The organism is Pseudomonas sp. Marseille-Q8238, from assembly GCF_965111915.1.
In genome coordinates, this window is the sequence record NZ_CBCOPI010000001.1 from 2,482,870 (window position 1) to 2,502,882 (window position 20,013).

A 20,013-nucleotide genomic window follows, 5' to 3' on the forward strand; every position below is an offset into this window, starting at 1 on the left:
ACACCTTGCGGTAAACAACGCTGTCCATAAAACAAAAACGCGGTGCATCGTTTGATGCACCGCGTTCCTTATTACAGCTGCTGTAACTGGCTCAGTACGTAGGCAGCTCCACGCCGTCGAACAACTCGTCTATCTCGGCTTTGGTGTGGCATTGCACAGCCTTGGCCATCATGTCGCGCGTCAGGTGAGGGGCGAACTTCTCGATGAAGTCGCACATGAACCCGCGCAGGAAGGTGCCACGACGGAAACCAATCTTGGTGACACTGGACTCGAACAGGTCGCTGGCGTCGAGGGCAACGAGGTCGCTATCCAGTTTGGTGTCAACAGCCATGCGCGCCACGATACCAACACCCAGCCCAAGCCTTACATAGGTCTTGATCACGTCGGCGTCCGCTGCGGTGAACACGACTTTGGGGCTGAGGCCACGATGGCTGAACGCTTCGTCCAGCTTCGAGCGCCCGGTAAAACCGAATACGTACGTCACGATCGGATGTTCAGCCAGCGCCTCGAGCGTCAGCTTCGGCAACTTGGCCAGTGGGTGGCCTTGAGGCACTACCACGCAACGGTTCCAGCGGTAGCACGGCATCATCACCAGATCGCCGAACAACTCCAGAGCCTCGGTGGCGATGGCAAAGTCCACAGTACCATCGGCAGCCATCTCGGCAATCTGCATTGGCGTTCCCTGATGCATATGCAGGGAAACTTCCGGGTACTGCTTGATGAATGAACTGATCACCGGCGGCAGCGCATAGCGTGCCTGGGTGTGGGTCGTGGCGATCGACAGCGTGCCTTTCTTCTCGTTGGAGAATTCCTGAGCAATCTGCTTGATGCTCTCGACCTTGCGCAGGATCTCACCAGCCGTGGTGATGATGCGTTCGCCAGCCGGCGTCACACGGGTCAGATGCTTACCACTGCGGGCAAAGACTTCGACGCCAAGCTCATCTTCCAGCAAGCGAATCTGTTTACTGATACCTGGCTGGGACGTGTAGAGACTCTGGGCTGTCGCGGAGACGTTGAGGTCGTGGTGCGCCACTTCCCAGATGTAGCGCAGTTGCTGGAGCTTCATAAATATCCCTCGAGAGCAGATAGACGCCGCTGACCCTGTCAGCACGCGACCCTATATAACCATATTAATGGTTAAAACGATAAATCTAGACGAGTTTTTTCAGGTTCGCGTGCCATTTGTCTGCTCATGAAGGACTCAACCCCGATGCTGCAACATCGGAACGAGGTAGACGGGTATTTCCGAGAGCTGCAGAACCCGCGCTGCGGTGCGCCCCAGCGCCGTCTCCTGATCCGCGCCATGGCTATGACTGCCTATTACCAATAGATCGACGGCGAGTTTGCGGGCCTCGTCGAGAATGACGTGGGACGGGTCGCCCTGTACCACCCGGACGTTATTGATCAGTTGCGCATCCTGCTGCACATCGCCCAGTTCATCGCGAAAGCCTTCGAGCACTCGCTGCTCGATACTGGCCATCACCGTACTCAGGCCTTTATTGCGTAATTCGGCCAGTGTCGCTTCATCCAGATAGGTTTGCAGTACCGACTCCGCAAACAAGCCCATAGGCGCCACAGCGTGCACCACATATAGCTCGGCCTTGAACGAGCGACTGAGATTTAAGGCGTGCTGCAGCACGTATGGGGCATACAAGCCGAGGTCGGTGGCGTAAAGGATCGTCCGGACCATACTGCCTCCCCGCTGTCCAAGAACGCCGAGAATTTGAGCTTAGCAGTGCGCGGAGAAGTCGTGATTGCTCTCAACGCGTGGATACAGACCTCACGTCAGGGCAGCTCTTCAGGCTCATTGCAGCGCGCTGCCGCTATGGCTTGTTCAAGGTCAATGGTGTTGAGCTGGCTCGATAAAGCGCCTAGAAACGCCCCATCGAGCACCAGAAACAGTGCAGGCAAATGAAAAACGCCATAGCGCTGGACGAGCCCCCCATTCTCACCGGCATCTACCCAGGTAATGCGAGTCACGCTTAGCGGTAGCTCGGGTAGATGACGTCGAGCCCAACGGCAACTTGCACAGCCAGCGCTGGTAAATACCAGCAGTGAGAGACCTGACAGTTCCAGGAGCTGGTGGTCCGCGTCAAAATCGGTCAACTCCAGCGATTCGATGAGTGAGTTTGGGCGTGTTGGCGTCACAGCAATTCCATGTTTAGCTTCCAAGCAGGTTTGCCCTGTTCACCCGACCGAGCCTGCTGTGCACGTAAATGCGATCAGATTCACGTACCCCAAAGCCATATCCCGGTCAGCTTGATCTACTACTTTAGCGATTTACAGCTGGATTTTAGTCGCCCGCCCATTGTCGAGCCCAGTCCTTACGCGCTAAGGTTCCGCCTCTCCCGCTGCGCCCACAATAAAGCTGTGCCTTTGGCGCCCGGCACCCGTGACCTGATGAGTAACACGATGGCTGATTTACCGATCGACGATCTCAACGTTTCATCCAACGAAACCCTGATCACCCCGGCGCAGCTCAAGCGCGAAATACCCCTTACTGCCGCCGCTCAGCGCACCGTGACCCACGGCCGCGAAGTAGTTCGCAACATCCTTGATGGCAAGGATCACCGCCTGTTTGTTGTCGTAGGCCCGTGCTCTATCCATGACATCAAGGCCGCTCATGAGTATGCCGAACGCCTGAAGGTGCTGGCAGCGGAGGTTTCCGACAGCCTGTTCCTGATCATGCGTGTCTATTTCGAGAAGCCACGCACCACCGTCGGCTGGAAAGGTCTGATCAACGACCCGTACCTGGATGACTCGTTCAAGATTCAGGACGGCCTGCATATTGGCCGCCAGCTGCTGCGCGACCTGGCTGAAATGGGCCTACCGACCGCCACTGAAGCGCTGGATCCGATCTCCCCGCAGTACCTGCAGGACCTGATCAGTTGGTCGGCGATTGGCGCACGTACTACTGAATCGCAGACCCATCGCGAAATGGCCTCAGGCCTTTCTTCAGCAGTGGGCTTCAAGAATGGTACCGATGGCGGCCTGACTGTCGCCATCAACGCTCTGCAATCTGTTTCCAGCCCGCACCGTTTCCTGGGCATCAACCAGGAAGGTGGCGTATCCATCGTTACCACCAAAGGCAACGCATACGGTCATGTCGTCCTCCGTGGCGGTAATGGAAAGCCGAACTATGACTCGGTGAGCGTGGCCATTTGCGAGCAGGAACTGGCCAAGGCGAAGATTCGCCCGAACGTGATGGTTGACTGCAGCCACGCCAACTCCAACAAGGACCCGGCCCTGCAGCCCCTGGTGATGGAGAATGTCGCCAACCAGATTCTCGAAGGCAACAACTCGATCGTCGGCCTGATGGTAGAAAGCCATCTGGGTTGGGGCGCCCAGTCGATTCCCAAGGATCTTTGCGACCTCAAGTACGGCGTGTCCATCACCGATGCCTGCATCGACTGGGAGACCACCGAAAAAACATTGCGCAGCATGCACGCCAAACTCAAGGATGTACTGCCAAAGCGTGAACGCAGCTGACGAGCACTGCGTACCAAAAAAACGCCGGGCATTGCCCGGCGTTTTTTATTACCAGCGTAATCAATGATTACGCTGGCGGCGCTCCAGATATCGTTCGACGTAGGAACACGACGGGATGACCGAGTAGCCCATACGCTCCGCATAGACCAACGCATGCTCGGTCAATGCAGCCGCGATACCCCGCCCCCGTAACGCGTTAGGCACGAAGGTACGGTAGATATCCAGCGTCTGCTTGCCCAGATCCATATAGGCCAAATACGCCCGATGACCATCGACTATGGTCTCAAACTGGTGACCAGCCTGGTCATGGTGGATGGACAGCCCCTCGCTCATTTTTACTCCTCAGCGGGTTCTAGAACAGAACCCTTACCTTATCGATCTTTTCCAGGCGAAGAAACATTTCCGCCGAGCCACTACCAAACTGGACACTCAAAAAGGCCTTGCCGTTCTCTACCTTATGCAAAATGCCTTGATAATAAGTGCCATCATACGTGATGAACTGCAATCGCTTACCGGCATGCTCGGGCAGGCTGGCTACAGCCACGAAGTCATATTGAGGCGTTTTACTCTTCTGCTCTACCTCGGCAGCCTGCACCAGCTCGGTTGCATGCGGTACTGCCGCGGCATTTGGCTCTACCCATGAAAACGCCAGATCATTCACGGCCTGCTGATTGATCAATAGCACCGGCCTCAGCATGGCGATGACATCTGGCGCGTCAAAGAACTGCAGACCATCCCACGCCATCCCTTCTGTCGGGTTGAACTCCAACCGCAGCGACTGCGGATCTTTCAGATAAGCGGCCACGGAAACCAGTACCTCCGGCGCCAAGGCGATGCGTTGCGAGCGAAGGTTGCTATCAAACTTCTCGATAGCCGTCTGCTGGTACTGCTCATCAGTCTGACCAAGCTTGCCGGCGCAATAGCTGTTTACCTTGCGCTGATACTGGTTGTCGTTCACCTCGATGATAACGCTCGACACCCTTGGCGGATTTATTCGCAGATCCCCTGGGTTATCCGACATGTTGCTCAACGCCAGACTGATGCGGTAATCGCTCATGTCTCGCGTGTCTGCCGTCATGTTGAACGCCAAGGTCTTCGCTCCAGGCTGGTAGAGGTAAGAAAACTCCGTATCCGTCTCGAATGTGCGGTAACCCATCTCCAATAGCTCATTGGTTCCTATGGTCTTGCTACGACCACACGCTACCTGTGACAGAGCCGTATAAGGAGAGCGATCTTCCGTTTGACGCAGTTGAGCCATGAGTGGGCCATGCACATCAACTTTGAAGCCCTTGAGGCTGACAGCCATCTGCTCAGGAAACTTGCCTTCACGCAAACTTTCCTTGAAGCGCAGCAGGCTGAGTAGGCTTTTGAATTTCAACTCGCCATGGTCGACCGAAAATTGATCATTAAGCATCGGCACCTTGACGGTCAGGCCAGACACCCCAACCCGACCATCAAAAGAAGAGGTGATTCCCGAGTAACTTATCTGCATGAAAGGCGATAGCTGATCGACCACATCATTCATGATCGAGCGTACCGATAGCCATAGGGACAGTTTGATAAATAGTGCAATAGCTAAAACAGAAAGAAAGCCCCACTTAACAACTTTCGACATTCCTCAGTCCTTCCTTGAAGTTCCCATGACACGAGCGCGGAATATTATCAGTACGCCCGTTTAGCAACCATGGCTGCCGTACGCTACAGGCCTCTTTTTAGGGCATCACAGGCAACGCGCTGTATGTTTTTTAAACAAAACTAAAAGTCGACTGGCAGAACGGAAAAAAAACTGCTTGTCTTGCATCAGGTCAGTTTACTTACTACAACTAATGAGTAGTATGTAGCCCGGCTAATTTCCCAGCTTGGGAGATTGCTTTATGGAAAGTCCACCTTAAGGGGAACACGATGAACAACGTTCTGAAATTCTCTGCTCTGGCCCTGGCAGCAGTCCTGGCTACCGGTTGCAGCAGCGTCACCAAAGAAACTGAAGCCCGTCTGACTGCTACTGAAGACGCCGCTGCCCGTGCTCAAGCTCGTGCCGATGAAGCCTATCGCAAAGCTGACGACGCCCTGGCCGCTGCTCAGAAAGCTCAGCAGACTGCTGACGAAGCCAACGAGCGCGCTCTGCGCATGCTGGAAAAAGCCAGCCGCAAGTAATACTTGCCAAGGCTTTGAAAAGCCGACCTGTTTACAGGTCGGCTTTTTTATTGCTCTTCATTTTCTGCAGGCAATAAAAAGCCTGTCAGGCAGAGCGTACCGGACAGGCTTTAGTTAACTAGTTGTCAGCAATCAGAAGTCCAAGGACTCCTGAGTATGTGCAACGGCATCCTGCGGGACGGCAATCTCGATAGGCATGCCATCTTCCGCTGCAACGACTTCGCGTACGACATCCCAGTTCAGATGAATGCGGCCAGCCAGGTCATCACGCTTGAGCAAGGCGTTGATTACCGCCGTGTGCTTATCAACCACCGATGGCACTCCATGGTCATCCAGTGGCGCGTGAGCCTCGAGATAGACCTTGCCGTTGCTCATGCCGAACTTGTACGGCTCGTTGACGATGCGCACCGAGGTGCCGACAGGTGCCATCTTGGCCAGCTCAAGGACGTTGTTATTGAGCATGCGAAAGCAACCATGGCTCACGCGCATGCCGATGCCGAATTTCTTGTTGGAGCCGTGGATCAGGTAACCCGGAACCCCCAGGGTGAACTTGAACGGTCCGAGGGGATTATCCGGGCCTGGCGGCACATACGCAGGCAGCGGATCACCGTCAGCAGCGTGCTCCTCACGAATCGATTGTGGGGGCGTCCATCCGGGATTCGGTGTCTTGGCCGTCACCGTAGTGTGGGCAATAGGTGACCCCCAGCCTTCGCGACCAATCCCAAGCGGGAAGGTGTGAACGACGTTCTCGCCCTTGGGGAAGTAATACAGGCGGTACTCGGCGAGGTTGATGACAATACCTTCACGCGGTCCAGAGGGCAGCACGTAACGCGTAGGCAGTAATATTTCCGCTCCCTCCCCCGGCAACCACGGATCGATTCCCGGGTTGGCAGCCACCATCTCCAGATAACCAAGGTCGTTGGCGGTACCGATATCGGCAAACGTATCTTCATACTTGGCCTTGATCACCTGGACCTGGCCGACAATGTCATCTCCCGGAGCCGGCAAAGGTAATTCCAGCGCACTTGCCGGACCGGCCACGCATAGGCCTGCGAACATCAGGGAACGAGCGACAGCAGAAGCGCGCGACGACATCCGGAAATCCTTGGTATCAATGACTGAAGGGGAAGATAAATTGTACACCGCAGGCCTGGTATACCGGGAGCATCAAGCTGTAGGCCACAAAGGCCGCTCGCCTCGACGCTGGGCATCCAGTACGGCCTTGCAGGCATGGCACAAACGCTTATCGCGCAGCCCTGCCTTAAGCAGCGGATGCATGACAGGTAATGCCGGGAGCAATCCACCACACAGCGTGCGGTCGGCAAACCCACTCAGCTCCAGTTGTCGGGCAACCAGGTGCACACGCGCCTCGCGACAGGCGAACAGATCGAGCTGTTCGTCCGGGACGATTACTTGATAGGCATGCAGGGACCAGGCGGGACGCGGCATTCGGTGCTCCGGTGCGGGGCCGCAACGATAGCCGAAAGCCTGCATCCAGGGAAGATTCAGAGCAGGGGTTTAAGTGTTGGCCAGACGTTATCCAGCAGACGAGGCTGAGCGGCTGCAGTTGGATGAACGCCGTCTGCTTGCATCATCCCTTCCACTCCGCCCACGCCATCAAGAAAGAACGTCACCCAGGGCAGTTTCTTCTCGCTTGCCAGATCGCTGAATACGCCGGCGAAAGCATCGGTGTAGCGCTTTCCGTAGTTTGGTGGCAGGCGCATACCCAGCAGAAGGACGTTGGCTCCGGCCGCGCGGGACAAATCGACCATGTTGGCAAGATTCTGTTGCAATTGTGCAGGGGGCTGGCCCCGCAATCCGTCGTTGCCTCCCAGCTCGATAATCACGAGCTGAGGATGGTGCTCCGCCAGCAGTCCAGGCAACCTGGCCAGCCCGCCAGCACTGGTTTCGCCGCTTATCGAAGCGTTCACCAGCGTGTGCTCGAAACCGCTCTCCTGCATGCGTTTTTCAAGCAAGGCCACCCAGCCTTGCCGGGTATCCAGGCCGAAAGCGGCGCTGATACTATCGCCGACGACCAGAACGTTTGCAGCCATCGCTCCCTGCGCCCACAACAGCAGTGCCAATGCGCTGCTTACCCACCCTATACGCATTCGGATTCTCCATGAACGCCAGCATTCTTTCTGCACGGCACCTTAACAAAGTGGTACCCAGCGCGGAAGGCGAGCTGAGTATCCTGCATGACCTCAACCTCGATCTTGCCAGCGGCGACAGCCTGGCGATCGTTGGCAGCTCCGGATCGGGCAAATCGACCCTGCTTGGTCTGCTCGCCGGCCTGGACCAGCCCAGCAGCGGGGAAGTAACCCTGGCCGGCCATGCACTCGCCACGCTCGATGAAGACCAGCGCGCCCGCGTTCGCGCCGAGCAGGTGGGGTTCGTCTTCCAGTCATTCCAGTTGCTGGACAACCTCGATGCCCTGGAAAACGTCATGTTGCCGCTGGAGCTGAAAGGCCGGTCGGACGCACGTGAACTCGCCAGCCAACTGCTGCAGCGTGTTGGCCTTGGCGCACGCACAACGCATTACCCTCGCCAGCTTTCCGGCGGAGAACAACAGCGCGTCGCTATCGCCCGTGCCTTTGCCGCTGAACCCGCTGTGCTGTTTGCCGACGAGCCAACTGGCAACCTCGACAGCCATACCGGCGAGCGCATCAGCGACCTGCTTTTTGAACTGAACAAGGAGCGCGGCACCACGCTGGTTCTGGTGACCCACGACGAACGATTGGCGCATCGTTGCCGACGCCTGATTCGCCTGGAAGGCGGCCGCCTGGTCGATAGCGTGGAGCCCTGATGCGCACACTGTCTTTTATGCGCCTGTTGAGCCTGGCCGGCCGCCAGTTGCGACGTGACGCCCGTGCCGGTGAGCTGCATGTGCTGTTCTTCGCCCTGCTCATCGCTGTCGCCTCCAGCACAGCCATCGGTTACTTCAGTGCACGCCTGAACGGAGCCATGCTGCTACGAGCCACCGAATTTCTCGGAGCTGATCTCCTCCTCAGCGGCAGTGATCCTGCCAATCCTGCACAAATCGAGGCCGGCAATCGGCTTGGCCTGGAGCACGCCCAGGTCGTCGAATTCTCCAGCGTTATTGCTACCGACGATGGCATCCAGCTTGCCAGCGTCAAGGCTGCCACACAGAGCTATCCACTGAGAGGCGAACTGAAAAGTGCGGCCGAGCCTTATCAAGCAGAGCAGTCGGGTGGAGGGCCAGCGCCAGGAGAAGTCTGGGCCGAAGCTCGCCTGTTTGCGGCGCTCGATCTGAAAGTCGGTCAGTCGATCGATATCGGCAATTCATCCCTACGGCTCACTCGAGTGCTGACCTATGAGCCGGACCGGGCTGGCGATTTCTACAGCCTCACGCCTCGTGTACTCATGAACATGCAGGATCTGGAAGCCACAGGCGTGGTGCAGCCTGGCAGCCGTGTGCGTTATCGCGAGCTATGGCGAGGCCCTAGTGAGGCATTGCAGCAATACCGGAGCGAGATCAAACCCGGATTGGCCGCGAGCCAGCGGATTGAGGACGCACGTGACGGCAACCGGCAGATAGGGGGGGCGCTGGGCCGTGCCGAACGCTACCTGAACCTCGCCAGCCTGGCCGCCGTCATGCTTGCTGGGGTTGCGGTAGCGCTTTCTGCGGCTCGATTTGCCGCGCGCCGTTACGATGCCAGTGCCCTGCTCCGCTGCCTGGGGCTTTCCCGCCGAGATACGCTCTACCTGTTCGCCCTGCAACTGACTCTGCTCGGGTTGTTTGCCAGCGTAGTGGGCGCTCTACTGGGCTGGCTGGGTCAGTTGGTCCTGTTCCAGCTATTACAGGGATTGTTGCCTGCAGGTGTTCCTCCTGGCGGTGTGCTGCCTGCATTGGCCGGCGTGGCGACGGGACTGGTTGCACTTGCCGGATTCTCCCTGCCACCGCTGGCCGCGTTGGGCCGCGTTCCGCCCTTACGGGTCTTGCGCCGGGATCTTTTGCCTGTGCCGCCCAGTTCCTGGCTGGTGTACGGCGCCGCGCTGCTGGCTCTCGGGCTGATCATGTGGCGCTTGAGTCTGGATCTGAAACTGACCCTGTCACTGCTCGGTGGCGGCCTGCTCGCCACGCTGTTGCTGGGCGGCGTGCTGGTACTCGGCCTGCAGACCCTGCGCCGCCTGCTTTCCCGGGCATCCTTGCCATGGCGCCTCGGTTTGGGCCAGTTATTGCGTCATCCGCTTGCGGCTGCCGGCCAGTCACTGGCATTTGGCCTGATTCTTTTGGCGATGGCCTTGATTGCCCTGCTGCGTGGAGAGCTGCTCGATACTTGGCAGAACCAGTTGCCGGAAGATGCACCGAATCACTTTGCGCTGAATGTCCTGCCTGCTGACAAGGATGCCTTTGCTGCACGCCTGGCACAGCTGTCACCTCACCCCGCGCCACTCTATCCAATCGTTGCTGGTCGCCTGACAGCCATCAACGCAGAGCCGGTCAAACGCCTCGTCAGCAAGGACAGCACCGGTGACCGTGCCGTACGGCGTGATCTCAGCCTGACCTGGTCAGCCGAGCTTCCGGAGGGCAACCAACTGCTTTCAGGCGAGTGGTGGACCACTCACATCGAGGGCGAACTGCCAGGGGTTTCCGTTGAAGCCGAGCTGGCGAAAAGCCTGCAGCTCAAGCTGGGGGATGTGCTTGACTTCAGCGTGGGCGGGCTTGACCGGCAAGCGCGTGTCAGCAGCCTGCGCAAGGTTGAATGGGACAGCTTCCAACCGAACTTCTACATGATCTTCGAGCCCGGCACCCTGCAGGATTTGCCCGCGACCTATCTGACCAGTTTCTACTTGCCGCCTCATAGCGAACGGCAACTGGTCGAGCTGGCACGGGCTTTCCCGGCCGTCACCCTGCTGGAGGTCGAAGCGCTGCTCGAGCAACTGCGCAGCATCATGGCGCAGGTCAGCCTGGCCGTGGAATATGTCCTGCTGTTCGTGCTGGCGGCGGGCCTGACGGTGCTGTTTGCCGGGTTGCAATCGACCCTGGACGAGCGCATTCGGCAGGGAGCGCTACTGCGGGCGCTGGGTGCGGAGCGTCGCCTGTTGATGCGAGCCCGACGTGCGGAATTTGGCTTGCTGGGTGCGGCCAGTGGCCTGCTTGCGGCAGTCGGCTGCGAACTGGTGAGCTTCCTGCTCTATCGCTTCGTGCTTGATCTGCCCTGGCAACCCCATGCCTGGTTGCTGACGCTGCCATTGATGGGGGCCCTGCTGGTGGGCACCGCTGGTGTCATCGGTACGCGACGAGCTTTGAATGCCAGTCCACTCTCGGTACTGCGGGAAACGTGATACGCAAATGCCGACATGATTACTCATGTCGGCAGCAGCGCAGCTAATGGCTGTACTCGATCTTGTTTACCCACCAGGTCATCTCGCCGGTTGGCGTCTGCACGCTGATCTCGTCACCCTCCTCTTTCTTGAGCAGGGCGCGGGCCATCGGAGAGTCGATCGAGATGTAATCCTTGCGCCTGTAGATCTCGTCATAACCAACAATACGGAAGCGCTTGCACTCCCCGTCCTCGTTTTCGATCTCGACCCAGGCACCAAAGAAGACGCGACCTTCCTGCTCCGGTGAGTAATCGACTACCCGCATATCTTCCAGGCGCTTGCGGATATAGCGAACGCGGCGATCAATCTCTCGAAGCAGCTTCTTGTTGTACTGGTAGTCCGCGTTCTCGCTGCGGTCCCCCAGCGAGGCAGCCCAGGTCACTTTCTGAGTAACGTCGGGGCGGGTGACCCGCCACAGCTGATCGAGCTCTGCCTTGAGGGCATCATGCCCTTCTCTGGTAATGATTTTGGTACTCAACCTGTTCCCTTACCTGGTAGATCATCGGTGCAGGGCAGCCATTTCTAGCCCCAATTGGATGGCTCATTATGCCTTGGTCGTTTCCCGTGAACGGTTAAAAAACTGGCCATCTATCTTCTGCTTGAAAACATACCAACTGGTAGGTATGTTTCCCGCATGAAATCTACCGCCCCTAAAAAACAACCCGAAGTCGTGCGCCGCAAACTCCTCGAGTGCTGCGCTCAATTGCTTATCGAGCATGGTGTTTCCGGCTTGCCATTGCACGCTGTGGCGCAGGCCGCTGGCGTGACCAAGGGCGGCTTGCTGCACCATTTCCCCAGCAAGCGCCATTTGATCGAAGCAGTTTATGAAGACCTGCTCAAGGTGCTGGATGCCGAGATCGACCACGCCATGAATCAGGACCCCATCGCTTTCGGGCGTTATACACGCGCCTACCTCGGAACGGTCTTCCTCCCATGCAAACCTGCCAACGAGCAGCTGTGGGCTGCCTTGGCGAGCTCCACATTGACCGATTCGGAATTGCGCGCGCGCTGGGCAGAATGGAACAACGCACGACTACAGCGTCACCAGGATACGGATAGCCACCCATCCCTGATGATCGTCCGTTATGCCGCCGATGGTGCCTGGCTGGACAACCTGTTCACTCAAGATTGTCCCCCGTCGCCGGAAGACCGGAGCAACCTCTACACCGCCCTTATCAAAATGACCCAGGAGCCTGGCCAATGAGCCCAGCACTCATGACCTATGGCGCATTATTGACCGCCATCATTCTGGAGGTCATTGGCACCTCTTTTCTGCAGCAGTCACAACAGTTCACTCGCCTCATTCCCTCTCTAGTCACGGTGGTGTGCTACAGCGGGGCCTTTTACTTCCTCACATTCGTGCTGAAAACCATGCCTGTTGGCATCGCCTACGCGATCTGGAGCGGGTTGGGGATCGTGCTGATATCCATCATTGGCGCATGGGTTTTCAAGCAGAAACTGGATGCCGCGGCGATTGTGGGATTGTCCTTCATCGTGCTGGGTGTGGTGATCGTCAATGTGTTTTCCAAGGCGGTTTCACACTGACGGCAGAGGCTGCTGTCAGCCCAGTGTGATCAGGCCCTGACGGGCGACGCGCGTCAGCTCACGAACCAGCTCTTCGATATGCTCGGCAGGCGGCGCCTGAACGACTGCCATATCGAAGCTATTGCTGGCAAAGCGTGCCAACGATTCACCTTCGCGGTTGAACTGGATCAGGAAACTGCGAGGTCGCCCCCAGCGTTTGGGCCAGCCATCCAGGTAGCGCAGCAGTGCCGGCTGATGGTTGCCGCCGAGAAGGATTCGGGGATTGCGTGCGAAGAGGCCAGACGTGATGGGCGCCAGGCGTATCTGTGGTTGGGCGTAGGTCATTTCAGCGTGTGCTCCACCTCATCGATCCTGCTGGGCAGCGGTGAGAGGCGACACCGAACCAGCGCTTTAGCGGTATTTCAGAATCGACTGGGTCGAATCCTTCGCGCCCCGCAAGTAGCTGACTAAATCGGCGCATGGGGCGGAATGCTAGGGAATCGCCCGTAAAACTGTCAAGGCACTGCAGTTGCTTTCCCCATGAAATTGGGGCCTTAAGGGACTTTGCGTTTCCTCACGTAACACTGACTGCACTCATCAAGCCTCTCTTTACCCGGCCTGAATCTCTCAAACGGCTGTTTAGAGCCTTCACTCTAAATTGGCATATTTCCTGCCAATGCTTACCAGCTGTCGTGCATACCCCGGACGGGTAGGACTAGCGGCAAGGATGATCAAACTGCCCAATGACGTGTTGAGAGCCCTAAAAATATGAACAATAAGAAAACCCTGCTCGCCCTCTGTGTTGGCACCAGCATACTTCTCTCTGGCCAGGTCGAAGCCGGCCTCTTCGGCTCCACTGGCTACACCAAAACCAAGTATCCGGTAGTGCTTGCACATGGCATGTTGGGTTTCGACAGCATCCTGGGCATCGATTACTGGTACGGCATTCCTTCTGCCCTGCGCTCCGATGGCGCCAGCGTCTATGTCACCGAAGTCAGCCAACTGAACACCTCCGAGCTGCGTGGTGAGGAATTGCTCGAGCAGGTCGAAGAGATTGCCGCCATCAGTGGCAAGGGCAAAGTCAACCTGATCGGCCACAGCCATGGTGGTCCAACCATTCGTTACGTCGCCGCCGTACGCCCTGACCTGGTCGCGTCGGCCACCAGTGTCGGCGGTCCGCACAAAGGGTCCGCCACCGCCGACTTCCTGCGCCAGGTACCGCCAGGTTCGGCTGGTGAAAAACTGCTCGCCGGCATCGTCAATGGGCTCGGTAGTCTGATCAACTTCCTTTCCGGCAGCTCCAGCAAGGCGCCCCAGAATGCGCTTGGCTCGCTTGAGTCGCTGAACAGCAAAGGGGCTGCGGTATTCAACGCCAAGTACCCACAAGGCATCCCGACCAGTGCCTGCGGTGAAGGGGCCTACAAGGTCAACGGCGTCAGCTATTACTCCTGGAGCGGGACCAGCCCGCTGACCAACCTGTTCGATGTCAGCGACCTGCTGCTCGGCGCCACCTCGCTGACGTTCAAAGAACCGAACGACGGCCTTGTCGGCAAATGCAGCTCGCACCTGGGCAAGGTTATTCGTGATGACTACCGGATGAACCACCTGGACGAAGTGAACCAGACCTTCGGCCTGACCAACCTCTTCGAAACCGACCCGGTGACCATCTACCGCCAGCATGCCAACCGCCTGAAAACGGCTGGACTCTAAACACTCTGCAAACGTTGGGGCGTGTACATGACACGCCCCCACCTGCACGACTTGCACCGCTTCATAGAACTGCCATCGAGTACCGCTGTGAATCGAAATCTGCTGCTAGCCATTCCACTGGTGATGGGAGGCAGCATTGCGCTGACTCTCTATCTCACTGCCGAGCAAGCCCCAGAGCCTGCAACGCCCCACACCGCTCATGCTGTTCCTGACGATCAGCAACACACGCGTGATAGCTCCGGCGCACATCATGATCAGCCACCGGTATTGGCAGCCGGGCTCGCCCCGCTCCCACCTTCGTTCTCCGGTACTCAGGTAGACGGTCAGTTCCATGTGGACGAGGCCGGCAACCTGATCATCAGTGAGGATATCCGACGCATCTTCGACTACTTCCTCAGCGCCATGGGTGAGGAGCCGCTGTCTGCCACGATCAAACGCCTGCGCGACTACATCGCCAGCCAGCTGCAAGCCCCAGCGCGGGATCAAGCATTGGCCTTGCTCGACCAATACCTTGACTACAAGAAGCAGTTGGTCCAGCTGGAAAAGGATCTGCCACAAGTCCCGAACATCGAGGGTTTGTTACAGCGAGAACAGGCCGTCAAGGCAATGCGTGCCTCCATCTTCAGTGCGGAGGCGCACCAAGCGTTCTTCGCCAATGAAGAGGCCTACAACCAGTTCACCATGCAGCGCCTGGTGATCCGTCATGACAAGAACATGACGGACACACAGAAAGCCGAAGCGCTGGATCAACTGCGTAACAACCTGCCCGAAGCATTGCAGGATGCCGTAGTCCCACAACTGCAAACAGAGCTGAACCAACAGACCGCAGCCCTGAAAGCCGAGGGTGCCAGCCCTGCGCAGATCCAGCAGCTGCGCCTGCAACTGGTGGGGGCAGAGGCCACTGCACGTCTGGAGGCGTTGGACCAAAGCCGTCTGCAATGGAGCCAGCGGCTGAATCAGTACCGCCAGGAGAAAGCCCGAATCGAGTCCAGCAACGGGCTGAATGACAGCGACAAGCAAGCAGCGCTTCAAGCACTGGCTGAGGAACGCTTCGACAAGCAGGAACGATTGCGTCTCGAGGCTGCCGAGGAACTGGCAAGCAGCCGTGAAAAAGCCAGGCAGTCCCAGTAATGAAAGAGGCCCGCTTAGCGGGCCTCTTTCATTGGCATCTATTCAGTTGCTGATACGGCGATCCAGCGAGAATCGACCAGCGCCCTCGATGATCAAGGTTGCACTGATCACCCCAAGTGTCAGAGCGTATTCAAAGCCATTGGCACCGATGAAGAAGCCATTGCTCCAATGCACAGTAACGATCGCGACCAGCATCGCAAACAACAGCGATAGAGCTGCCGGACGCACCAGCAGGCCAATTACCAATGCCAATCCGCCGAAGAACTCTGCGCTACCGGCAAGTGTCGCCATCAGGTAGCCGGGGCTGATGCCAATGCTCTCCATCCACTGAGCCGTATTGGCCAGGCCATAGCCGCCAAACCAGCCAAACAGTTTTTGCGAGCCGTGAGCCGCAAAGGTGAGCCCGGTAATGATGCGCAACAGGGTAATGCCATAACCGGCATGGGTAGAGAGAACGGTTCGGATCAGCGTGGTCATATCAATGCTTCCTTGAGGGTGGCTTCGTGCAAAACAGTGAACGCCATACTACTCACGTTTACCGATAATAAAATCGCTAATAAATGCTTAAAAACATCGATAAATTAGATTATTTTCGTGTGCTGATAGCACGTCTCTGTGCTTCCAATTGCTCACGCTCCCGGTCATAGGCCACGTAGTACTTGTTCACGCTATTAACATAGCTGACGACACCCATGCCCACCTGCTCCATGGCCACGCGTTCGACCTGAAAGAACCACTGATTGGGATTGAGTCCACGCCTGCGCGCCTCGGCCCGCAGCCCTTGAACCCGCTCCGGGCCCATGTTGTAGGCAGCCAGGACGAATGCCAGACGCTCGCGCTCATTGAGCTGCTTGCTGGCAAAGAACTTGCGCCGGATCATCGCCAGATAACGCGCCGATGCCTGCACGTTGCCTTCTACGCCCTGGATATTGCCTACCCCGACGCTGCGCGCTGCGGCTGGGGTGATCTGCATCAATCCTGTCGCCCCACCGGACCCGCGCGCTGCCGGATTGAGCGTTGATTCCTTGAACGCCATGGCGGCCAGTGCCAACCAGTCGAACCCCTGCTCGTCCGCGTGCTTCTGCAGCACGGGACGAACTCTTTCCAGGCGCTGAACATCCCCGGGCTTCAGGGGATAGTGCACCTTGTACAAGCGGCGATAGACACGTTGGAAGGTGCTATCCAGGTCATCCGGGCTGCGGTAGCTCGCCAGAAAGCGGTCGATGCTGGCACGTAACATGGGCGCATCACGGCGGACGAACCAGCTCATGTCGCTTTCCTGGGCCAATACCATGTCGCGATCGACCCGCAGCTTCGGCATGACCTTCGCCCAGCGTTCAGCAATAGGCAGTTCAACCACCGTGAACGGATAGATGCCCGCCTGAACCATCTCCAGCACATCTTCGGTCGCCAGGCTGGAGTCAGCCCATTCGATGTTGATCGGTGGCTTCTTGCGCAGCGCCAGTTGCTGATTGAACTGCTCCAGCGCCTCTCCTGCCGCACTGCCTGCCGGTAGCACCAAGGTGCGCCCGGCCAGTTGTTCGAATGACTGATAACGACGATTGCCTTTGCGGGCGATAAAGACCAGGGGTACGTCGTTGCGAATGGCGGCGCTGGCGCTGATGGCCTGGGCCGTGCGGGTATCGAGCAATTCGCCCGGAGCGACCAGGTCCCCTTCTCCACGCTGCAAGGCGCCCAGCAACTGATCCTTGCTTCGCGGGATGATCTTCAGACGCAAGGTGCGTCCATCCCGGGCATTGCTGTTCAGATAGCGCTCGAACGCTCGTAGCCGATGGTATTCGACTCCGATGATCTGGCCTTTGACCTCACCGGAACTGTTACGGCTCTGGTTGACCAAAACCCGCAGCTCACCGCTTTTGCGTACGTCGGCGAGGTCGCGTACGGGGCGTTGTTCGTGCCCCGTCAGTGGAGGCCCGGCCAGGCGCGCCTGCAGCGACAGCGGCAGCAACAAGCAGGCAAGCAGCACCAGCAGGCGCGTCATTCAGCCGCACTCTGTTGTTCACCGCCTTGCCGCTCCAGAGGAACGAAACGGCCCCGCAGGACCGTCATCGATTGAGTCAAAACTGACTCTCTACATTAATAACCATGCACAACCCTTTGTAATTATTGATTTTATAATCAATTAACCAGCTCTGTTATGCTGCCCAGCGAAATCGCGAGGTAGCACGATGCAACTCATCGACATTGGCGTCAATCTTACTCACCCCAGTCTCGCCCGGGAGCGTGACGCGGTACTCGCTCGCGCACATGCCGCCGGTGTTTGTCAGTTGGTGTTGACCGGAACCAGCCTAGAAGAAAGCGAAAAGGCCCTGAGCTTCTGTCAGGAACTCGACGACAACGGGCAGCGCCTGTTCTCCACCGCCGGGGTTCATCCCCATGAAGCCAGCCAATGGAGTGTCGACAGCTCCCGGCAATTACGGGAGCTGCTGCGCCAGCCGCAGGTGCGCGCTGTCGGTGAATGCGGGCTCGACTTCAACCGGGACTTTTCCCCTCGCCCGCAACAGGAAAAAGCTCTGGAAGAACAACTGGTGCTGGCAGTTGAGCTGCAACTCCCGGTGTTTCTGCATGAGCGTGAGGCTGGCGAGCGGCTGATTGCCATCTTGCGCGATTACCGCGATCGCCTGCCCGCAGCAGTAGTGCACTGTTTTACCGGTGAGAAGAGCACGCTGTATCGCTACCTCGACATGGACCTGCACATCGGCATAACCGGCTGGGTCTGCGACGAACGTCGCGGCACTCACCTTCACCCGCTGTTGCGTGATATCCCGGCGGGCCGCCTGATGCTCGAAAGCGATGCGCCCTATCTGCTGCCGCGCAGTCTGCGGCCGAAACCGAAGAGTGGCCACAACGAGCCGGCGTTCCTCACCGAGGTAGTGCGGGAGGTGGCGTTGCACCGGGGTGAAAGCGAACAGGCGCTGGCTGAGCACAGTACAGCCAGCGCCCGGGCCTTCTTCAACCTGCCGGTGCTTGCCGAATGTTGATCAGGCGAACACCGTCACCGTCTGCCGGCTGATAGCGAGCAGTTCACCGCTGGGCGACCAGAGCCCCGCGGAAACATGCCCGTAACCATCGCGTGCATGCTCGATCTTGGCCTCATAGAGACACCAGTCGTGGGTCGTCAGGTTGGCGACGGGCTGCACGAACTCGATGGTCCAGGTCAGGGAGCTGCCCGGTGCCGGTGCCTTCAGGTGGGACAGCACCGCGGGTGGCCAGGCGTCTACCAGGGCCAGGAGATGCGCCTCGGTAACCTTGTCGTGCGACACATCGCTACGCAGCCGCACCCAACCGCCCATTTCACGGGATGGATTGTTGGTGAACGGCAAGCCCCCCAAGCCCCAGCGCATGGCCAGGAAACGAGTGAACTCCGGGGTGACATCCTTGATGTATGGCAACTCCTGGCACTCTTCCACCGGTTTCATGGCCGGCGCAGGAATCGACGGAACAGTGACCACGGACGGTCGCGACGCGCCGAAACTGCCCTGCATGATGGCCACCACAGCACCTTGCTGAACGGCCTTGCCGAGCATCTGGCTGACGGCTTTACCCTCGCGAAGCACCTCTACCTCGAAGGCCACGGGTTCATTCATCTGCATCGGCCCGACGAAGGTGATCGACAGCGAACGAACCGGGCGACCTGTCGGCACCTTGGCTCGAATGGCCTCGTAGATCATCGCCGCGACCAGCCCGCCAAATGTGGCGCGCCCCTGCCCCCAGAGTGGCGGAACCACGACGTGCTGCGGCCGGTTATGCACCGCCTGGATCAGTTCAGCAAAGGTCATCCGGCAATCTCCGTGTCTATTTCGCGCATTCTAGAGGCATGTCGCACCGTTCAGGGAGCGTCAGTCCGGCCAATCACGCGGCGGAATTGCCATCGGGCAAACCAGGAAAATGCAGTCGCAACACCAGCAAGGCCTGATCTGCAGCCTGCTCGGCCACCTGCAGGCGACGTTGCCAGTCGGCCGCGCACTCGTGCAGATCACTCTCGTTCGGCACGCGCGCCAGCCACTGCAGCAGGTCATGCCAATTGCCCGTGGCCGATTGCGCTGCCCGCAGGCGCTTGTGAACGGCAGGCGCGAAGCGCGCCACATCGGGATAGGCTTCACCGGCATAACGCAGCCGTTTGATCAGCAGGCGCAGGCCATGCTTGTCACTCTCTGGATCGACCAAGGCGAGCGCCAACCGCTGCGACTGGCGTAGCAGGTGCTTGTGCAGGCGCTTGCCCGCCTTGCGCCACACAGGCGCCTGGACGGCATCACGCGGCCAGTCATCCAGCGCCGCGAACAGCTCGCCCAAGGCCTCGCTGGCGAGCAGACGCTCATAGCCTTCCTGCAAGGCCTGCTGTCGAGCTGGCAACAGTCGCTCCTTACCCTGACGCTGCAGTTCGGCAATCAGCACCTCCAGGTCGCGTAAACCGCTGCTGCTCCGCCCTATCACTGCTGCCGCCTGCTCCAACCGGGCGCAGGCGGCATCACGTCGAAAGGGGCGCAGCAGGCTACGCAAGGTACGTACGGCAATACGCAAATCGTGCAGCGCCTCACCATCGGTCCGGGCCTCCAGCCGGGCACGACATGCATACAAACGCACGTGTAACCGCAGAACCTGATGCCCCAGGGTTTTCAGAACGGCTGACATGGT

The 20,013-nt window shown here is 58.5% G+C and carries 23 protein-coding genes; 9 read left to right on the forward strand and 14 right to left on the reverse strand.

The features are described 5' to 3' along the window. Positions 1 to 91: 91 nt before the first annotated feature. From cysB to ACWPW0_RS11500, 3 genes are all read right to left on the reverse strand, one after another. Entirely contained in the window at positions 92 to 1,066 is a 975-nt protein-coding gene (gene cysB, locus ACWPW0_RS11490; RefSeq protein WP_447591669.1) for an HTH-type transcriptional regulator CysB, read from the reverse strand. Between the two features lie 135 nt (positions 1,067 to 1,201). Continuing rightward, a complete protein-coding gene (locus tag ACWPW0_RS11495) occupies positions 1,202 to 1,690 on the reverse strand; it encodes a universal stress protein (protein WP_454255387.1) in 489 nt (162 codons plus the stop codon). Between the two features lie 95 nt (positions 1,691 to 1,785). Continuing rightward, positions 1,786 to 2,172, reverse strand: coding sequence for a thioredoxin (locus ACWPW0_RS11500; RefSeq protein ID WP_454255388.1), 387 nt, complete (start codon positions 2,170 to 2,172; stop codon positions 1,786 to 1,788). 240 nt (positions 2,173 to 2,412) lie between these two features. Between ACWPW0_RS11500 and ACWPW0_RS11505 the strand changes: the two genes are divergently transcribed. After that, entirely contained in the window at positions 2,413 to 3,489 is a 1,077-nt protein-coding gene (locus ACWPW0_RS11505) for a 3-deoxy-7-phosphoheptulonate synthase (RefSeq protein ID WP_447591663.1), read from the forward strand. A gap of 60 nt (positions 3,490 to 3,549) precedes the next feature. Here ACWPW0_RS11505 and ACWPW0_RS11510 read toward each other — a convergent pair whose 3' ends face one another. Beyond that, complete coding sequence (locus ACWPW0_RS11510; protein ID WP_454255389.1) at positions 3,550 to 3,822, reverse strand: GNAT family N-acetyltransferase; 273 nt, start codon at positions 3,820 to 3,822, stop codon at positions 3,550 to 3,552. 19 nt (positions 3,823 to 3,841) lie between these two features. Then, positions 3,842 to 5,104 carry a hypothetical protein gene (locus ACWPW0_RS11515; protein ID WP_454255390.1) on the reverse strand — a complete coding sequence of 421 codons (1,263 nt, stop codon included), beginning with the start codon at positions 5,102 to 5,104 and terminating at the stop codon, positions 3,842 to 3,844. Positions 5,105 to 5,391: 287 nt separating this feature from the next. Here ACWPW0_RS11515 and oprI point away from each other — a divergent pair, with 287 nt between their 5' ends. Then, the gene (gene oprI / locus ACWPW0_RS11520) at positions 5,392 to 5,643 is read left to right on the forward strand and encodes an outer membrane lipoprotei OprI (protein ID WP_313513640.1); all 252 of its coding nucleotides are present in this window, start codon (positions 5,392 to 5,394) and stop codon (positions 5,641 to 5,643) included. A 132-nt stretch (positions 5,644 to 5,775) separates the two neighbouring features. On the opposite strand, the gene ACWPW0_RS11525 is transcribed toward oprI, so the two are convergent. The 3 genes from ACWPW0_RS11525 to ACWPW0_RS11535 form a co-directional block, all read right to left on the reverse strand. Next, positions 5,776 to 6,738: a L,D-transpeptidase family protein gene (locus tag ACWPW0_RS11525; RefSeq protein WP_447591657.1), complete on the reverse strand. Its 963-nt coding sequence runs from the start codon at positions 6,736 to 6,738 to the stop codon at positions 5,776 to 5,778. Positions 6,739 to 6,810: 72 nt separating this feature from the next. After that, positions 6,811 to 7,092, reverse strand: coding sequence for a hypothetical protein (locus ACWPW0_RS11530; RefSeq protein ID WP_447591655.1), 282 nt, complete (start codon positions 7,090 to 7,092; stop codon positions 6,811 to 6,813). 56 nt (positions 7,093 to 7,148) lie between these two features. Further along, positions 7,149 to 7,754, reverse strand: a complete 606-nt coding sequence (locus ACWPW0_RS11535) for an arylesterase (protein ID WP_454255391.1) — start codon at positions 7,752 to 7,754, stop codon at positions 7,149 to 7,151. Positions 7,755 to 7,765: 11 nt separating this feature from the next. Here ACWPW0_RS11535 and ACWPW0_RS11540 point away from each other — a divergent pair, with 11 nt between their 5' ends. Together ACWPW0_RS11540 and ACWPW0_RS11545 are read left to right on the forward strand one after the other, a co-directional pair. After that, positions 7,766 to 8,449: an ABC transporter ATP-binding protein gene (locus ACWPW0_RS11540; protein ID WP_454255392.1), complete on the forward strand. Its 684-nt coding sequence runs from the start codon at positions 7,766 to 7,768 to the stop codon at positions 8,447 to 8,449. After that, positions 8,449 to 10,953, forward strand: a complete 2,505-nt coding sequence (locus ACWPW0_RS11545) for an ABC transporter permease (protein ID WP_454255393.1) — start codon at positions 8,449 to 8,451, stop codon at positions 10,951 to 10,953. The genes ACWPW0_RS11540 and ACWPW0_RS11545 overlap by 1 nt, the downstream gene beginning before the upstream one ends. Before the next feature lie 43 nt (positions 10,954 to 10,996). Here ACWPW0_RS11545 and greB read toward each other — a convergent pair whose 3' ends face one another. Beyond that, complete coding sequence (gene greB, locus ACWPW0_RS11550; RefSeq protein WP_454255394.1) at positions 10,997 to 11,470, reverse strand: transcription elongation factor GreB; 474 nt, start codon at positions 11,468 to 11,470, stop codon at positions 10,997 to 10,999. Between the two features lie 156 nt (positions 11,471 to 11,626). Here greB and ACWPW0_RS11555 point away from each other — a divergent pair, with 156 nt between their 5' ends. Continuing rightward, positions 11,627 to 12,196, forward strand: a complete 570-nt coding sequence (locus ACWPW0_RS11555) for a TetR/AcrR family transcriptional regulator (protein ID WP_454255395.1) — start codon at positions 11,627 to 11,629, stop codon at positions 12,194 to 12,196. A gap of 11 nt (positions 12,197 to 12,207) precedes the next feature. Further along, the gene (locus ACWPW0_RS11560) at positions 12,208 to 12,537 is read left to right on the forward strand and encodes a DMT family transporter (protein WP_454256730.1); all 330 of its coding nucleotides are present in this window, start codon (positions 12,208 to 12,210) and stop codon (positions 12,535 to 12,537) included. 15 nt (positions 12,538 to 12,552) lie between these two features. On the opposite strand, the gene ACWPW0_RS11565 is transcribed toward ACWPW0_RS11560, so the two are convergent. After that, positions 12,553 to 12,861: a class I SAM-dependent methyltransferase gene (locus ACWPW0_RS11565; RefSeq protein ID WP_447591643.1), complete on the reverse strand. Its 309-nt coding sequence runs from the start codon at positions 12,859 to 12,861 to the stop codon at positions 12,553 to 12,555. 423 nt (positions 12,862 to 13,284) lie between these two features. Here ACWPW0_RS11565 and ACWPW0_RS11570 point away from each other — a divergent pair, with 423 nt between their 5' ends. After that, positions 13,285 to 14,226, forward strand: a complete 942-nt coding sequence (locus ACWPW0_RS11570) for an alpha/beta fold hydrolase (RefSeq protein ID WP_447591641.1) — start codon at positions 13,285 to 13,287, stop codon at positions 14,224 to 14,226. A 27-nt stretch (positions 14,227 to 14,253) separates the two neighbouring features. Further along, complete coding sequence (locus ACWPW0_RS11575; RefSeq protein WP_447591639.1) at positions 14,254 to 15,357, forward strand: lipase secretion chaperone; 1,104 nt, start codon at positions 14,254 to 14,256, stop codon at positions 15,355 to 15,357. A gap of 42 nt (positions 15,358 to 15,399) precedes the next feature. Here ACWPW0_RS11575 and ACWPW0_RS11580 read toward each other — a convergent pair whose 3' ends face one another. Together ACWPW0_RS11580 and ACWPW0_RS11585 are read right to left on the reverse strand one after the other, a co-directional pair. After that, complete coding sequence (locus tag ACWPW0_RS11580; RefSeq protein WP_454255396.1) at positions 15,400 to 15,834, reverse strand: DoxX family protein; 435 nt, start codon at positions 15,832 to 15,834, stop codon at positions 15,400 to 15,402. A 109-nt stretch (positions 15,835 to 15,943) separates the two neighbouring features. After that, positions 15,944 to 17,359, reverse strand: a complete 1,416-nt coding sequence (locus ACWPW0_RS11585) for a transglycosylase SLT domain-containing protein (protein ID WP_454255397.1) — start codon at positions 17,357 to 17,359, stop codon at positions 15,944 to 15,946. Between the two features lie 187 nt (positions 17,360 to 17,546). Between ACWPW0_RS11585 and ACWPW0_RS11590 the strand changes: the two genes are divergently transcribed. Then, positions 17,547 to 18,359: a TatD family hydrolase gene (locus ACWPW0_RS11590; protein WP_454255398.1), complete on the forward strand. Its 813-nt coding sequence runs from the start codon at positions 17,547 to 17,549 to the stop codon at positions 18,357 to 18,359. On the opposite strand, the gene ACWPW0_RS11595 is transcribed toward ACWPW0_RS11590, so the two are convergent. Together ACWPW0_RS11595 and ACWPW0_RS11600 are read right to left on the reverse strand one after the other, a co-directional pair. Continuing rightward, a complete protein-coding gene (locus ACWPW0_RS11595; protein WP_454255399.1) occupies positions 18,360 to 19,157 on the reverse strand; it encodes an acyl-CoA thioesterase in 798 nt (265 codons plus the stop codon). 73 nt (positions 19,158 to 19,230) lie between these two features. Then, on the reverse strand, positions 19,231 to 20,010 hold the full coding sequence (locus tag ACWPW0_RS11600; protein WP_454255400.1) for a CHAD domain-containing protein: 780 nt from the start codon (positions 20,008 to 20,010) through the stop codon (positions 19,231 to 19,233). Positions 20,011 to 20,013 lie beyond the last annotated feature (3 nt).

Excerpts from the sequence above, each read along its gene's own strand:
- cysB (WP_447591669.1), bottom strand. The coding sequence starts at position 1,066 with ATGAAGCTCCAGCAACTGCGCTACATCTGGGAAGTGGCGCACCACGAC.
- ACWPW0_RS11495 (WP_454255387.1), bottom strand. The coding sequence starts at position 1,690 with ATGGTCCGGACGATCCTTTACGCCACCGACCTCGGCTTGTATGCCCCA.
- ACWPW0_RS11505 (WP_447591663.1), top strand. The coding sequence starts at position 2,413 with ATGGCTGATTTACCGATCGACGATCTCAACGTTTCATCCAACGAAACC.
- ACWPW0_RS11510 (WP_454255389.1), bottom strand. The coding sequence starts at position 3,822 with ATGAGCGAGGGGCTGTCCATCCACCATGACCAGGCTGGTCACCAGTTT.
- ACWPW0_RS11515 (WP_454255390.1), bottom strand. The coding sequence starts at position 5,104 with ATGTCGAAAGTTGTTAAGTGGGGCTTTCTTTCTGTTTTAGCTATTGCA.
- oprI (WP_313513640.1), top strand. The coding sequence starts at position 5,392 with ATGAACAACGTTCTGAAATTCTCTGCTCTGGCCCTGGCAGCAGTCCTG.
- ACWPW0_RS11525 (WP_447591657.1), bottom strand. The coding sequence starts at position 6,738 with ATGTCGTCGCGCGCTTCTGCTGTCGCTCGTTCCCTGATGTTCGCAGGC.
- ACWPW0_RS11530 (WP_447591655.1), bottom strand. The coding sequence starts at position 7,092 with ATGCCGCGTCCCGCCTGGTCCCTGCATGCCTATCAAGTAATCGTCCCG.
- ACWPW0_RS11535 (WP_454255391.1), bottom strand. The coding sequence starts at position 7,754 with ATGCGTATAGGGTGGGTAAGCAGCGCATTGGCACTGCTGTTGTGGGCG.
- ACWPW0_RS11540 (WP_454255392.1), top strand. The coding sequence starts at position 7,766 with ATGAACGCCAGCATTCTTTCTGCACGGCACCTTAACAAAGTGGTACCC.
- ACWPW0_RS11545 (WP_454255393.1), top strand. The coding sequence starts at position 8,449 with ATGCGCACACTGTCTTTTATGCGCCTGTTGAGCCTGGCCGGCCGCCAG.
- ACWPW0_RS11555 (WP_454255395.1), top strand. The coding sequence starts at position 11,627 with ATGAAATCTACCGCCCCTAAAAAACAACCCGAAGTCGTGCGCCGCAAA.
- ACWPW0_RS11560 (WP_454256730.1), top strand. The coding sequence starts at position 12,208 with ATGACCTATGGCGCATTATTGACCGCCATCATTCTGGAGGTCATTGGC.
- ACWPW0_RS11565 (WP_447591643.1), bottom strand. The coding sequence starts at position 12,861 with ATGACCTACGCCCAACCACAGATACGCCTGGCGCCCATCACGTCTGGC.
- ACWPW0_RS11570 (WP_447591641.1), top strand. The coding sequence starts at position 13,285 with ATGAACAATAAGAAAACCCTGCTCGCCCTCTGTGTTGGCACCAGCATA.
- ACWPW0_RS11575 (WP_447591639.1), top strand. The coding sequence starts at position 14,254 with ATGACACGCCCCCACCTGCACGACTTGCACCGCTTCATAGAACTGCCA.
- ACWPW0_RS11580 (WP_454255396.1), bottom strand. The coding sequence starts at position 15,834 with ATGACCACGCTGATCCGAACCGTTCTCTCTACCCATGCCGGTTATGGC.
- ACWPW0_RS11585 (WP_454255397.1), bottom strand. The coding sequence starts at position 17,359 with ATGACGCGCCTGCTGGTGCTGCTTGCCTGCTTGTTGCTGCCGCTGTCG.
- ACWPW0_RS11590 (WP_454255398.1), top strand. The coding sequence starts at position 17,547 with ATGCAACTCATCGACATTGGCGTCAATCTTACTCACCCCAGTCTCGCC.
- ACWPW0_RS11595 (WP_454255399.1), bottom strand. The coding sequence starts at position 19,157 with ATGACCTTTGCTGAACTGATCCAGGCGGTGCATAACCGGCCGCAGCAC.
- ACWPW0_RS11600 (WP_454255400.1), bottom strand. The coding sequence starts at position 20,010 with ATGTCAGCCGTTCTGAAAACCCTGGGGCATCAGGTTCTGCGGTTACAC.